The organism is Streptomyces sp. NPDC005408 (genome assembly GCF_040606445.1).
In the GTDB taxonomy this organism is placed as follows: domain Bacteria; phylum Actinomycetota; class Actinomycetes; order Streptomycetales; family Streptomycetaceae; genus Streptomyces.
Window position 1 is genome coordinate 209,699 of record NZ_JBEXEX010000006.1, and the last position, 13,975, is coordinate 223,673.

The 13,975-nt window shown below is 68.1% G+C and carries 12 protein-coding genes; 6 read left to right on the forward strand and 6 right to left on the reverse strand.

What is annotated here, in order from left to right; genetic code table 11:
- The first annotated feature begins 129 nt into the window (after positions 1-129).
- Complete coding sequence (locus ABZS64_RS09055; RefSeq protein ID WP_355825271.1) at positions 130-1,122, forward strand: WD40 repeat domain-containing protein; 993 nt, start codon at positions 130-132, stop codon at positions 1,120-1,122.
- 18 nt (positions 1,123-1,140) lie between these two features.
- Here the strand turns inward: ABZS64_RS09055 and ABZS64_RS09060 are convergent, their stop codons facing one another.
- Together ABZS64_RS09060 and ABZS64_RS09065 are read right to left on the reverse strand one after the other, a co-directional pair.
- On the reverse strand, positions 1,141-1,530 hold the full coding sequence (locus ABZS64_RS09060) for a PPOX class F420-dependent oxidoreductase (RefSeq protein ID WP_355825274.1): 390 nt from the start codon (positions 1,528-1,530) through the stop codon (positions 1,141-1,143).
- Between the two features lie 56 nt (positions 1,531-1,586).
- Entirely contained in the window at positions 1,587-2,786 is a 1,200-nt protein-coding gene (locus ABZS64_RS09065) for a serine hydrolase domain-containing protein (RefSeq protein WP_355825277.1), read from the reverse strand.
- 146 nt (positions 2,787-2,932) lie between these two features.
- Between ABZS64_RS09065 and ABZS64_RS09070 the strand changes: the two genes are divergently transcribed.
- Positions 2,933-3,298, forward strand: a complete 366-nt coding sequence (locus ABZS64_RS09070; protein ID WP_355825280.1) for a hypothetical protein — start codon at positions 2,933-2,935, stop codon at positions 3,296-3,298.
- Positions 3,299-3,391: 93 nt separating this feature from the next.
- Here ABZS64_RS09070 and serC read toward each other — a convergent pair whose 3' ends face one another.
- Together serC and ABZS64_RS09080 are read right to left on the reverse strand one after the other, a co-directional pair.
- Complete coding sequence (serC, locus tag ABZS64_RS09075; protein WP_355825283.1) at positions 3,392-4,510, reverse strand: phosphoserine transaminase; 1,119 nt, start codon at positions 4,508-4,510, stop codon at positions 3,392-3,394.
- A gap of 113 nt (positions 4,511-4,623) precedes the next feature.
- Positions 4,624-5,322 carry an ATP/GTP-binding protein gene (locus tag ABZS64_RS09080; RefSeq protein WP_355825286.1) on the reverse strand — a complete coding sequence of 233 codons (699 nt, stop codon included), beginning with the start codon at positions 5,320-5,322 and terminating at the stop codon, positions 4,624-4,626.
- A 219-nt stretch (positions 5,323-5,541) separates the two neighbouring features.
- Here ABZS64_RS09080 and ABZS64_RS09085 point away from each other — a divergent pair, with 219 nt between their 5' ends.
- The 3 genes from ABZS64_RS09085 (at position 5,542) to ABZS64_RS09095 (ending at position 11,316) form a co-directional block, all read left to right on the forward strand.
- Positions 5,542-8,385: an FAD-binding and (Fe-S)-binding domain-containing protein gene (locus ABZS64_RS09085; protein WP_355825288.1), complete on the forward strand. Its 2,844-nt coding sequence runs from the start codon at positions 5,542-5,544 to the stop codon at positions 8,383-8,385.
- Between the two features lie 193 nt (positions 8,386-8,578).
- Entirely contained in the window at positions 8,579-9,052 is a 474-nt protein-coding gene (locus ABZS64_RS09090; protein ID WP_355825291.1) for a hypothetical protein, read from the forward strand.
- A 29-nt stretch (positions 9,053-9,081) separates the two neighbouring features.
- Positions 9,082-11,316, forward strand: coding sequence for a hypothetical protein (locus tag ABZS64_RS09095; protein ID WP_355825293.1), 2,235 nt, complete (start codon positions 9,082-9,084; stop codon positions 11,314-11,316).
- A 1,063-nt stretch (positions 11,317-12,379) separates the two neighbouring features.
- Here the strand turns inward: ABZS64_RS09095 and ABZS64_RS09100 are convergent.
- Positions 12,380-12,799, reverse strand: a complete 420-nt coding sequence (locus ABZS64_RS09100) for a pyridoxamine 5'-phosphate oxidase family protein (protein ID WP_355825296.1) — start codon at positions 12,797-12,799, stop codon at positions 12,380-12,382.
- Positions 12,800-12,957: 158 nt separating this feature from the next.
- On the opposite strand from ABZS64_RS09100, the gene ABZS64_RS09105 reads away from it, so the two are divergent.
- Complete coding sequence (locus ABZS64_RS09105; protein WP_355825299.1) at positions 12,958-13,179, forward strand: hypothetical protein; 222 nt, start codon at positions 12,958-12,960, stop codon at positions 13,177-13,179.
- Here ABZS64_RS09105 and ABZS64_RS09110 read toward each other — a convergent pair.
- On the reverse strand, positions 13,176-13,940 hold the full coding sequence (locus ABZS64_RS09110) for a hypothetical protein (RefSeq protein WP_355825302.1): 765 nt from the start codon (positions 13,938-13,940) through the stop codon (positions 13,176-13,178). The two genes, ABZS64_RS09105 and ABZS64_RS09110, sit on opposite strands and share 4 nt — an antisense overlap.
- Positions 13,941-13,975: the final 35 nt, after the last annotated feature.

Genomic DNA, 13,975 nt, shown 5'->3' on the forward strand with positions numbered 1-13,975 from the left:
CATCATGTCCGATCAAGCCCCGCAGCTGCGATGTGAGGCTGGCCACGGCCCCGGGCTCGCTAGGCCCTGTCCGGCCCACCTCGGCGGCTGAGCCGGAAGCACCAGGAGCGAGGTGGCAGGCTGGGGGTCATGCGTTCGCTTCCGTACGTCACCCGGGCCGCCTCCGGGGCCGCTGCCGTCTCCCTCGCGGCCCTCGTGCTCGCCGCCGTCCCCGCCTCCGCCGACGACGACTCCGGGTTCACGATCAAGGACCCGCGCATCACGGAGTCCAGCGGGCTCGCCGCCAGCCGGGTGCACCCGGGCGTGTACTGGACGCACAACGACCAGGACGAGCCGCGCGTCTTCGCCGTCGACTCAAAGACCGGCGAGACCGTCGCGACGATCACCCTGAGCGGGGTCGGGAAGCCCCGTGACATGGAGGCCATCTCGGTCGGCCCGGACGGGAACGTCTACGTCGGGGACATCGGCGACAACCTCAACGGCAGCTGGGACCACGTCTGGATCTATAAGTTCCCCGAGCCCAAGGCCCTCAAGGACATGACCGTCCGGGCGACGCAGTACACCGTCACGTACGAGGACGGGGCGCGGAACGCCGAGGCGCTGATGGTGCATCCCACGACCGGGCGGGTCTATATCGCGTCGAAGAACGAAGACGGCGGCGGGCTGTACGAGGGACCCGCGAAACTCACCTCCTCCGGCACGAACACCTTCCGGCGGATCGGGGAGGTGCCGTGGGTGACCGACGGCGCCTTCTCGCCGGACGGCAAGGAACTCGTACTGCGCTCCTACTTCAGCGCGCGCGGATACGAGTGGAAGAACGGCCGCCTCGGCGCCGACCACCGCGTCCGGGCACCCATTCAGGGGCAGGCCGAGTCGGTGACGTACACCCTCGACGGCAAGGCGCTGATGTTCGGCTCCGAGGGCGAGCAGAGCGAGGTGCAGCGGGTCGGCCTCGGGAACGAGTCCTCGCCGGACGGAGGCAGCAAGTCTCCTTCCGCGAGCGGGAGTTCGGCCGGCGGTGCCAAGAGCGGAGAGAACAGCAACTTCACCTACGGGCTGATCGTCCTCGCCGGCGGCACCGCTCTCGTCCTCGGGATCAAGCGCCTGCTGCGCCGTGGTTAGAGGGTGATGAAAGGGTGACTAGAGCGGGCGTACCTCGTAGTGAAGCGTCGTGTCCCGCTTCACCTTGTGTGCGATCGGGACCAGCGCGCCCTGCATGAACGGGTGCTCGTGCAGGAGCATTTTCGACGCGTGCTTGCTCTCCTCGCTGCCCGGGTCGAGCAGCCGCACCCTGGCCTTGATCGCCGGTCCGGTCGGCTTGCCGCGCACCGTGCAGGGGGCGAGCTCGATCTCCGGGTTGTTCCGCATCCGCTTGGCCTTGCCGGACGTGGCGTAGGTGCGGACGTATGCGTGGTCGCCCTCGACGACGATGCTGACGGGGGTGCCGACGCCCGTACCGTCCTGTTTGAAGCTGGTGAGCAGGACGGCCCACTGTTTCTCGAAGGGGCTGAGCCCCGGGCTCGTACTCATACCTCCATGAATGCACTTTCCGTGCCCCGCGTCACCCTGTGGCGCGGGGCCGTTGGCTACCGGCGCAGCAGCGCGCAGACGAAGTCCTCCTGGATGTTCCTGAGCTTGGCGAGCAGCGCCGGCTTGTTGGTCTTGTTCACCTGCGTGGTGATCGAGAACGTCAGGGACCGCCGGCCGTCAGGGGTCGCCGCGATGAGCTGGGTGTAGCCGGGAAAGTTGCCCGTGTGGCCGTACACGACACCGCAGCGCGTGGTGTAACGGAAGATCGCCAGACCTGTGGCGTTCACGCCCGGGCCCGCCGGTTCGGAGGCGCCGTCGCGCCACTTCAGCTGCTGGTGGCGCGTCGGCTTCGAGATCAGGTCGCCGCCCGCGTAGGCGCGGATGAACGCGGTCAGGTCCCTCGGGGTCGACACGATGCCGCCGGACGCCCAGACGCCGGACGCCCAGACGCCGGACGCGCTGAGCGCCGTGTTGACGTCCTCCGGGGCGGCCGGCGGGTCGACCGCGTATCCGTGCAGATACGGCTCGGGGAGGAGGAAGAAGCCCTGCGGGAGGCTGGTGTTCCGCAGCTCCAGCGGGCGGTAGACCGTCTGCTTCAGCAGCTCCTCGTACCTTCTGCCCGTCACGGCTTCGGCCAGCAGGGCCACGGCGATGTTGTCGGAGTTCGAGTACTGGTACCGCGAACCCGCAGGGAAGAGCAGCAGGTCCCCGGCGACGAAGTCGAGGAGGCGGCGGGAGTCGAAGACATGGTGCGGATCCGCGGTCACGATCTCGAGGAATTCCGAGTCCGTGGAGTAGTCCGGCAGACCGCTGGTGTGGTTCAGCAGCTGCCGGAGCGTCACCGCGTGCCAGGCCTCGGGGAGTGCGGGCAGCCATCTGCGGATGGGCTTGTCGAGGCCGAGCAGTCCGCGGTCGACCAGTTGCAGGGCGACGGCTGCGCTGAACGCCTTGGCCGTGCTGGCGATCCGCATGTGGTCGGTCGGCTGCGGCGGGCGGTCGGTGCCGAGCTGCGAGACCCCGGCCCGGTAGAACTCCGTGTTGCCCCCGCGCTGCAGTACGGCGATGACTCCGGGCGGGCCGCCGGGCGCCCGGACCAGTTCCTGAATGCGTTTGCTCAGCGCACCGTCGTGACCGGTTGCGGCGGACTCCCCGGCCGCCGCGGGTGCGGACACCAGCCCGGCGAGGGAGCCGACGGCCAGAAGGGCGGCGGCGGGGAGCCGCAGCCTACGGAAGCGGAAACGGGGGCGTGGCAGCACGGTTTTTGCTCCTGACGGTGGCGACGGTGGCGGTTGCACACGACCCAGCATCAGGACAGGGAGCCCGGTCCGCCCGCGGCGGTGGTCCATCCGGCAGACAGCGCCCTCCGGTACGAAACTGGAAGGGGGCCGGCACTGGAGGAACCATGACAGCAACCACGAGGGACGAGACTCCCGTCGCCGTCGAGGGCGGCGGCGTGGAGCTGCGGATGACGGAACTCGGCGGCGACATGACCGCCGCGTTCGCGAGACTCCCCAAGGGCACGGACATGGGACCGGCCGTGAAGGGTCTGCCCGGCGACATGTGCCAGTGCCCGCACTGGGGATTCCTCTTCAGCGGGCGGCTGATGATGCGGACCCCGTCGGGGGACGAGATCTACGAGGCGGGGCAGGCCTTCTACTGGCCGGCCGGTCACGTCCCGGTGGCGCTCGAGGACTGTGAGTACGTGGACTTCTCGCCGACCAGGGAGATGAAGGAGGTCGTCGACTACGTCAAGGCGCACATGGGGTGATCCCGCGGCGGGCGGGCGGCCGGGGAGAACGGGGACGGGCCCGGCAGCGTGACGCCGCCGGGCCCGTCCCCGTACATCTGGTGCTCCGCAGTGCTACAGCTTCTCGATCACGTAGTCGATGCACGCCGTCAGCGCCTCGACGTCCGCCGGGTCGATCGCCGGGAACATCGCGACGCGCAGCTGGTTGCGGCCCAGCTTGCGGTACGGCTCAGTGTCGACGATGCCGTTCGCGCGCAGCGCCTTGGCGACCGCCGCGGCGTCGATGTCGTCCGCGAAGTCGATCGTGCCGATGACCTGCGAGCGCTTCGCCGGGTCGACCACGTACGGGGTCGCGTACTTGGACGCCTCGGCCCATCCGTACAGCGTCCGCGACGACGTGGCGGTGCGGCCGACCGACCAGTCCAGGCCGCCCTGGCCGTTGATCCACTTCAGCTGCTCGTTCAGCAGGAAGAGCGTGGACAGCGCCGGGGTGTTGTACGTCTGGTTCTTCAGCGAGTTGTCGATCGCCGTCGGCAGGCTGAAGAACTCCGGGACATGGCGGCCCGAGCCGTGGACGCGCGCGGCGCGCTCCAGCGCGGCCGGGGAGAAGACGCCGATCCACAGGCCGCCCTCGGAGGCGAAGGACTTCTGCGGGGCGAAGTAGTAGACGTCCGTCTCGGCGATGTCGACCGGCAGGCCGCCCGCGCCGGACGTCGCGTCGACCAGGACCAGCGCGCCCTCGTCCGCGCCCGCGAGGCGCTTGATCGGGGCCGCGACGCCCGTCGAGGTCTCGTTGTGCGTGAAGGCATACGCGTCGACGCCCGCCTCCGCCTCCGGGTCCGGGTGCGTGCCCGGGTCGGAGGTGATGACGGTCGGCTCGGCCAGCCACGGCGCGAGCTTCGCCGCCTTGGCGAACTTGGAGGAGAACTCGCCGAAGGACAGGTGCTGGGACTTGTTCTCGATCAGGCCGTGCGTCGCGATGTCCCAGAAGGCGGTGGAACCGCCGTTGCCCAGGATGACCTCGTAGCCCTCGGGGAGCTGGAAGAGGTCGCGTACGCCGTCGCGCACCGCGCCGACCAGGTTCTTCACCGGGGCCTGGCGGTGGGACGTGCCGAGGAGAGAGGTGCCGGTGGCGGCCAGGGCGTCCAGCGCCTCCGTACGCACCTTGGAGGGGCCCGCGCCGAAACGGCCGTCGGCGGGCTTGATGTCAGCGGGAATCTGGATCTCAGCCACGTTCCGGAGCGTATCCGGTCCCGGGGCGCGGTGGACACGCGGTCCGGCGGCTGAGACGGGCCCCGCTGTCCTGACCTGCGCGTCGGCCGTGGGGCGGGCCGAGTCAGATCGCGTCAGTCCTTGTCCTCCACGGGCGCTTGTACGGGCTCCTGCGCGGGCTCTTTTGCGGGCTCCCGTACGGACAGCTCGTGCAGATGCTCGACCAGCGCGAGCAGTACGAACTTGCTGGAGGAGTGGTCGCGGGCGTCGAACTCCACCAGCGGCACCTCCGCCCCCAGCGCCAGCTCCTCGCGGATCTGCTCCTCGCCGTGCAGCGGCCCGCCGAAGTCGTTGACGGCCACGATGAAGGGCGTGCCGCGCCGCTCCAGGCGGTCCAGCGCGTACCAGGCGTCGGGCAGCGAGCGGGTGTCGGCGAGGACGACCGCGCCGAGCGTGCCCTCGAAGAGGCGGTCCCACAGGAACCCGAAGCGTTCCTCGCCGGGCGCGCCGAAGAGATAGACGACGCTGCCGTCGGCGAGCGTGATCCGGCCGAAGTCGAAGGCGACGGTCGTGGAGTCCTTGGCGCTGACGCGGCCTGTGTCGGGGCCGCTGTCGCGCGCGGTGTCGTCGAGGGTGCGGCCCGCGCGGCGCATCACCTCCTCCGTCTGCAGCTCTTCCGTGTGCAGCGGACGGATCTCGCTGACGGAGCGGACCATCGTCGTCTTACCGACTCCGAAGCCGCCCACGACAACGATCTTCAGGGCGTTGACGTTCGTCCCGGCGGGCGCGGGGTGGGGCTGCGCCGGGGGTGCCGCCCGCGTGACGCGGGTCATCGGTTCTGGGCGTTGCCGGTCATCGAGTGTGGCCTTCCGGGGTGGCGAGGGCGTAACTGGAGCCGCGTGTTCCCTGATCAAGTGGTGGTCACTATAGGAGAGTTGGCGATCACATTGGTCAGTTCTGGGTGGGCTTTGCGCCCCGCTGACGGTTCGCGGCGCCCATAACCGGCGGTTTCCTTCCGGTGTGACGTGAGCGACAGGGGCATCCTGAGACACATGGCGGAGCAGCGACAGACAGTGCGGAGCCGGCGCGAGAGGGGCGAGCTGGCGCATGCCCTCACGCGGGCGGTGCGCGGCGAGGTGGACTTCAGCGCGGCAGCCCGCGCCCTGATGACCATGGACGCGTCCAACTACCGGCGGGTGCCGGTCGGCGTCGTCGCGCCGCGCGACGCGGCGGACGTGGCCGCCGCCCTGGAGGTGTGCCGGACGTACGGGGTGCCGGTGGTGCCGCGAGGCAGCGGCACGTCCATCGCCGGACAGGCCACGGGCATCGGCGTCGTACTGGACTTCACCCGCCATATGAACGCGGTGGTGGAGGTGGACGCCGGGGCGCGTACGGCGGTGGTGCAGCCCGGCGTCGTACTCGACACGCTGCGCGATGCCGTACGGCCCGAAGGGCTCACCTTCGGGCCCGATCCCTCCACGCACAGCCGCTGCACGTTCGGCGGAATGATCGGCAACAACTCCTGCGGCTCGCACTCGGTGGCGTGGGGCACGACCGCCGACAATGTCCACGGTCTGTCGGTCGTGACGTACGGAGGCATCGAGCTCCGGCTCGGCCAGGGCTGGGAAGGGGCTCCGTCCGGCGCTCCGGCGGGACTGCGCGAGCTGGTCGAGCGGAATCTCGCGCTGCTGCGGACCGGGTACCCGGACGGGCTGCCGCGGCGGATCTCCGGATACGCGCTGGATGCGCTGCTGCCCGAGAAGGGCGTCGATCTGGCACGGGCGTTCTGTGGCAGCGAGGGCACGCTGGGGGTGCTGACGGAGGCGACCGTACGGCTCGTCGACGCGCCACGCGCGCGTGCGCTCGCCGTGCTCGGCTACGCGGACGAGAGCGCGGCGGCGGAGGCGGCGCCCGGACTGCTGGCGCACCGGCCGCTGACCGTCGAGGGCATGGCCGAGGACCTGGTGCGCGGCGAGCGGGGGCTGCCGCGCGGCGGGGCCTGGCTGTTCGTGGAGACGGGCGGCGACACGGCCGCCGAGGCGCGGGCCCGCGCCGCGGACATCGTGCGGGCGGCGGACGCGCTCGACGGCACGGTGGTGGACGACCCGGCCGGGATGCGGGCGCTGTGGCGCGTACGCGAGGACGCGGCGGGCACGGCGACCCGCACCGCCGACGGCGCCGAGGCCTGGCCGGGCTGGGAGGACTGTGCGGTGCCGCCGGCCCGGCTTGGCGCGTATCTGCGGGACTTCCGGGCGCTGCTGGCCGCGCACGGTCTGCGCGGCACGCCGTACGGACACTTCGGCGACGGCTGCATCCATGTCCGTATCGACTTCGACCTGATGAGCGCCGAGGGCGTGCGGGGCTTCCGGCGCTTCTCGGAGGAGGTCGCGGACCTGGTCGTCGCGCACGGCGGCTCGCTGTCGGGCGAGCACGGCGACGGGCAGGCGCGGGCCGAACTGCTGCCGAAGATGTACGGCGACGAACTGGTCGCCCTCTTCGGCCGGGTCAAGGACATCTGGGACCCGGCGGGCGGCATGAACCCCGGGATGCTCGCCCGGCCTGCGCGCCTGGACGCGAACCTCCGCTTCTCCGTCCTGCCGAGCAAGCCGGTGGAGGTGGAGTTCGGATATCCGCACGACGGCGGGGACTTCGCGGGGGCGGTGCGGCGGTGCGTGGGCGTCGCGAAGTGCCGGGTCGCGGGGCCCAGTTCGGGCTCGGACGTGATGTGCCCCTCCTTCCGCGCGACGGGCGAGGAGCAGCACTCCACGCGGGGGCGGGCCCGGCTGCTGCACGAGATGCTCGCGGGCGATGTCGTCCACGGCGGCTGGCGCTCGCACGAGGTGCGCGACGCGCTCGACCTGTGCCTGTCCTGCAAGGGGTGCCGCAGTGACTGCCCGGTGGGCGTCGACATGGCCACGTACAAGGCGGAGTTCCTGCACCACCACTACGCGGGCCGCGTGCGGCCCGCATCGCACTACGCGATGGGCAGGCTGCCGGTGTGGCTGCGGGCGGCGGCGCCGTACGCACGGGTGGTCAACGCGGTGGCGCGGGTGCGGCCGCTGGCGGCGCTCGCGAAGCGCCTCGGCGGCATCGCGCCCGAGCGCGATCTGCCTGTGCTGGCGCCCCTGACCTTCCGGCGCTGGCTGCGGGACCACATGCGCGACCGGACGGACGTCTTCGCTACGAGCCGCACGGCGGTGCTGTGGCCTGACACCTTCACCGACCACCTCTCACCCTCCGTGGGCCGGGCGGCGGTGAAGGTCATGGAGTCGGCGGGCATCGGCATCGCCCTGCCGCCGGGCCGGGTCTGCTGCGGCCTGACATACGTCTCCACGGGCCAGCTCGACCGGGCCCGCGCGGTCATGCGCCACACCCTGGACACGGTGGAGCCCCTGCTGGACCTGGGCGTCCCGGTGGTGGTCCTGGAACCGAGCTGCGCGGCGGCCCTGAAGACGGACCTGCCGGAACTGCTGACCGACGACCCGCGGGCGGCCCGCCTGGCAGGCTCGGTCCGCACCTTCGCCCAGGCACTGGAGGAGTGCGCCCCCGACTGGGAACCGCCCCGCCTGAACAGGGAGGTGGCCGGCCAGACCCACTGCCACCAGCACGCGGTCCTCGGCGACGAGGCGGAACGCCGCCTGCGGGAACGGGCGGGCCTGATCGGCGAGTTGAGCGGCGGCTGCTGCGGCCTGGCGGGCAACTTCGGCTTCGAGAAGGGCCACTACGGGGTATCGGTCGCTTGTGCGGAGGACCAGCTGCTCCCGGCGGTGCGGGCAGCGGGAAAGGATACGGAGATCCTGGCGGACGGCTTCTCGTGCCGTACGCAACTGGACCAGCTGGAGGGGCGGCGGGCGAGGCATCTGGCGGAGGTGCTGGCAGAGGGGCTGGACGGCTGATCGGCCAGAGGGCCAGGACGAGGATTTGCCGGGGCCGGGGCCGGGGCCGGGGCCGGGTGATGGTGAAGGAATCATGTGAGGTGCGGCAGAGCACCGGTGGGTTTAAGGGCCAGTTGCTAGGTTGACGTGGAACTTTGCCGTCCATCAGACGGGCGTACGGGGACGAGGCGGACAACGGGGAAGGGATCCACCCATGGCGTGGGACGAATGGGAGCAGCTGAAAGCACAGGCGGCCGAGAAGGGCTCCACGGGAATGCGGCTCAACCAATTGCCGGCGGACCCCGGGGGCGGCGGGCAAGGTGATTTCGTTGCCTCCCAGGACGACTTGGGTGCCGTCGGCCATGATGCCTTCATTCTGCATGGCGACCTCGGCAAGCAGGCGGACATCGCAGGCGCGGGCATGGACAAGAATGGCGCCGGGTCGACCATGCAGGCCGCCGGCAATCTCAAGAGCCACAACTTCGCTTTCGGTTCCGCGCTGGAGACAACGGTGAGCGTGTGGGACACCCAGCTGAAGACGCTCCTGCAGGCCTGCGCGCACATCTCCAATCACCTGAACTACTCCAAGAAGATGCACGCCAACGACGACGCCGAAGTCGGAATCTCGCTGCACCACCGCGATGGCTCCGCCGTGCCCGTGTCAGAGCTCAACAAGTACTTCAAGTAAGGGGGACAGCGGTGGCCAGCCTCACTTTCATGGATGTGGCCGAGGTCGACCTCAGCAAGCTTGGCACAGCCGTTACGGACTGGAAGAAGACTGTTGACAACCTTCTGAAGCTCTCGAAGAGCGCCAATGAGGGAATGGTCGCGAAGGCGGAGTCTGCCCACTGGGCCGGGGACAACGCCAGCGCAACAAAGGCGTTCATCAAGAAGACGGCCAAGGAGTTCGCCGACGCGCACGCTGAGGCGCAGAGTGTTTGGCAGCTCCTCGACGATGCCCACGTGGAACTTCTCAAGATCCAGAAGAGCTTGCAGACCGCGATCGATGTCGATGCTCCTAGCCTGGGAGTCAGGATCGAGGACATCGGGGGTGGGGCGGTCCGGTGGTTCTTCCCTCATGTGCGGGGTGACAGCGATGAGCACACGCAGGAGCAGCGTGATTCTGCCCAGCAATTGGCGGACCGCGTAGCCGGGTACGTGGCGCATGCCATGGAGATCGACGCCTCGATGACCCGAGCGCTCGGCAAGACCAACAGCCACGACCTCAACAACTTCAGCGCGGACAATTACGCGTCGCTGGACGATGCCGAGACGGCCCGAGCGCTCGAGTTGGCCAAGCTGGGCCCGAAGATGAGCGACAAGCAGTACGCCGAGTTGAACAGCATCATGAAGTACAACTCGAAGGATCCGGAGTTCTCGGACGCCTTCTATCGGGGATTGGGTGGGCCCAAGCAGGCCCTGGAGTTCTTCGGCCATATGTCCATCGACAGCGCAGAGCACCATGTGGGCGACAAAACACGCCTGGGCTTGACTCAGGAACTGCAGCGCAACATGGGCCTCACCCTGGCGACGGCAACCGACCCGGACGGCAACCCCGGGTACCTCAAGGGCTGGAGTGCGGAGTTCCGTAAGCTGGGTACCCAGAAGATCCAGCTGGAGCAGCTTGCCACTGGCACCAACTCGCCGCCCTACGGATACCAATTGCTCGGCGGGATCTTGCGGTACGGGAACTATGACCCGGAGTTCCTTAACCCTATTGCCGAACACGTGACCCAGATGCAGAAGAAGGACCCGGCGATGTTCGCCGACGCGAAGGGCGTGTACGGCGAGAACTTGTACAACCCGTCAGGGAAGGACGGCGCCGGCTACGACCCGGTGGTGAGTGTCCTGGAGGCCCTTGGTAACAGCCCGGAGGCATCGAAGGAGTTCTTCACCGCGGATCCGACGGCATACAACGACGACGGGACCGTCAAGGCCGGGGCACCGGATCTTGGCAAGAGCACGAATTATCTGGACTATTTCACCGACAAGGACTACCAGGGGTTCCCGGGGGACCTCAATCCTCCGCAGAACCACAACCCTGCTGCGTTCCCCAAGGCCGCGTCGGAGTTCATGCCTGATGCGCTCGGCCATGCCTTGGAGTCCGCCACCATTGGCCTTCCCTACGGCAGCGACGGCCCCACGCCGCCGCACTCGGCCGAGAGCGCCCAGCTGGTACACGACATCATCGACAAGTTCGGCGGCGACCCCGGTCTCGTCGACAGAGTTCCGATGAGTGACAGCCTCGGCAACATCACAGCTGAATACATGCGTGACGTGCAGGACGGACTGAACGGTCCCGCCGTGATTCCGACCCACGGCGAAAATGCAAACCTCGGCGTCGACCCGAACGACCCTTCCGCTCTTACTGCCGGCACTCTCAAGCACTTCCTAGGCGCAGTGGGCAAGGACCCCGATGCCTACGGAGCCATCATCAACGCGCAGCAGGCTGTCACAACGGACCTCGTCAACGACGCTTTCGCAGATCGCAAGGACTACGGCAACCTACTTTCGACCGAGGTGAACAACAGGGTTGCTCCCGGGGCCGACATCGCAGGAATTATGGCCGAATCGCGAACTCAGGCTGTTTACGACGATAAGATCGCATCCGATGCCAAATTCAATGAAGGTGTCGCCACCGCAAACAAGTGGGCAGGAAGAGCCATCGGAATGGGAATCGGACATATTCCTGTCGGGGGTGATGCGGTGGGATGGGTCGTCGAGGATGTCCAGGAATCAGTGGTGAAACATTACACCCGAGACTCCAGCTCTGAGGCGGCAATCACCAAAGAGAATTTCCTGGAAAACCAGAGGTACAGTTCTGGATCCGCGGCGCACGATGCCACGTACACAGCTGCGATCCAGGCAGGATACGACCCAAAGCAGGCGGAGACCATGGCCACCTCTGCCGGAAATGCAGTCTTGACGGGATACGGGCTGAGAATCAAGTGACCCTTCCACCTGCTCAGTTCTCTCAGCCAACGAAAGCGAGAGTCTAATTTCATGGGCGACAGTACGCGATCCAGCCGCAGGGCGAGTTGGGTATGGGTAGTTCCTGTTGGCTTGGCGCTAATTTCGGTTACCGCATTCTCCATTTGGAAGTTCTGGCCATCCGAGAGCTCCACGATCTCAGTACCCGAAAAGGTGTGCAAGAACTCCCTGCCCGGGAATCCTGTCGCAAAGATCCTCCCCAAGAAGGGGAAGCAGTTCAAGGAAGAACCATCATTCGGCGCATACAATTTCTCCCCTAGCAAATCAGCGACAGCGGACAAGCCTCAGGTCGGAAAATGCGAGCTGACTGGCGGCGGAAAAGTTGTCACGATCGAATATTATCGACTTCTTAGTGCAGACTACAGTCGGCAGGACTTCGAGCGGGACACGACTGGGCCGGGACTCGCGCATATCGCGCTCGGGGAAGCGCGTGGATACCAAGGGAGGGGAGGATCTGCTGTCCTGTACGTGAATTGCCCTTTCCCAAAGGATCCTGACGCCCTCCTTAAAGTAGTGATCGGAACCAGCGGCCTTCCCGAAGATCCCGATCGAGCCACCAAAGATCAGCTTTCCCTTCTTACGGCTGACACGGCTCGCATTGTCGCCCAAGACGTACTCGGCTGTGCACGGGCGGACGACCTCCCGGACGGAGCTCCGCAGCACGGCTGAGATGTACGGACATCCTGGAAGGCGTTGGCAGCACGCAAGTTGCGCCTCTGCGCTTGCCTGCTCGGCCGTGATCCGTCTGTGAAACACTGTGCCCATGGGGCCGACTTGGCCCGCGAGGCCAGCAGGCCCCGACCCGGACGATCAGCACCCCGGGCCACCAAACGCAGCACACCGGGATACCGCACCCTGCGCCCCGACGAGTCACCCACCAGCTGCACCGCCCACGTCATCCACATCCACCGCCTCCCGCCACCAGAACCGTCACCCATCCACATCAGCGATCTGCAGGAAGCCGCTTAGGAAGCGACGTTGTGGCCAAGCCCGCCCTGACACCGGCGTCCTGACGGCTGACCGGTTATGGGAGTGGCAGCTCGACGATGTGCGGAGGGTCCTGGGTGAAGTCGCTGTACCGCACCCAGGACGGCCGTACCCGCACATGGGTGATACCGGGCCAGGACAGCCGGTCCCGGCCGTCGGGATAAACGGAGAAGTAGCACGCCTGAATGCGTTCGAGCTCGGCGCCGGTGGGGAAGTCGGCGACGCCCTCGATCTGCGCGGTGACCGCGTCGTCCCAGCCGACGACGAGCGCGATGCGGGGGTCGGCGCGCAGGTTGAGCCACTTGCGCGTCGTCTCGACGGTGTCGAAGACGATCTCGAGGTCGTCACTGACCGCGTATCCGACGACGGCGGCCTGGGGTGCGCCGTCCGGCGACACTGTCGACTGGACGGCGAGCTTGTACCTGCGAAGGAACCAGATGAGCTCGTCGCGCTGCATGAGCCCTCTCTACCACGGGCGGGGCGGCGCGGCGCGCAGTGCGGGGAGCCGGGTGACTGGCCCCGCCCGGCGGGACCGGGCCCGCCGGGCGGCTCCGCAGGCCCGGTAGAGGCTGCCCTTGGTCCATCGCAGCGACCACCACCCGCACCGGGCTGCGCGTGAGGGGGGACATCACCGCCGGATACATGGGCGACTTCCAGCGCACCATGTACGGCGGCGCCCCGGACGAGCCCCCGCCTTCGGAGCCTCCGCGACGTTCGACCCGGAACCAGGCCAAGAACTTCCTGTCCGTGGTCGGGCAGGACCCGGACGCGTATGCGTCGATCACCAGCGCCCAGCAGGCCTACACCTCGGATCTGCTCCGGGTGGAAAGGCGCTAAGAGTTGAGGAGGCTCAGCAACCGCTGGGTGGCCTCGAAGCCGGTACCGGCCGTCTGCAGGAACCGCTGGATCCGTCCGACCGCCTGATCGCGAGCCTGCTCGTCGCCGTCGGCCAGCGCCGCGTCGAGGACATCCGCATGGCTCTCGGCGACATCGGCCTGCTCCTGCGGAGCCAGGTCGGCCTCTTTCCTCAGTTGCTGTGCCAACTCCTGGTAGCTGACCCGGCCTTGCTCGCTGTGGGCCTGATAGGTGGTGGAGGTCGCCCCGGGGCTGTTGAAGTTCCCCGATACGTGATTGTCGCCGGAGCCCGAGGTCTGATGGATGGTGACACCGGAAGGCGCGTGCCTGCGGCCGTAGTTCGTCACGTTCTCTCTGACTCCCACTGCGGTGGTCCGGTAGCGGCTGGGGCTGAACGGATGGTGGTCGGTCACCTGCTGATGAGCGAGCCCCAGGTGCTCCAGCCTGCCCATGATGTGATGCACATCCGCGGGATTCCAGGCCATCTGCCGGAAGTAGCCGGACATGTCGACGAACACGTTGGGAACGCTCCCGCTCGTGCTGCAGAGGTGGTCCAGGGCGCCCAGCGCGAGCCCGTCCGTTTCCCCCTCCGGCGTCGACCGGGCCGGCAGGGCATTGCTGAACTCGATCTCCCTGCGGGCCCGCCCGCGCGATGCTGCCCCGCGGCGGACCATGACGGCGATCACCGGCAAGGACAAGATCACGGCTAAGGGCAGAAGGGTGACAAGGCTGACGACGTTCACGCGGGGGTCCTCCTGTGCCGGGCGCTGCTCGGAGG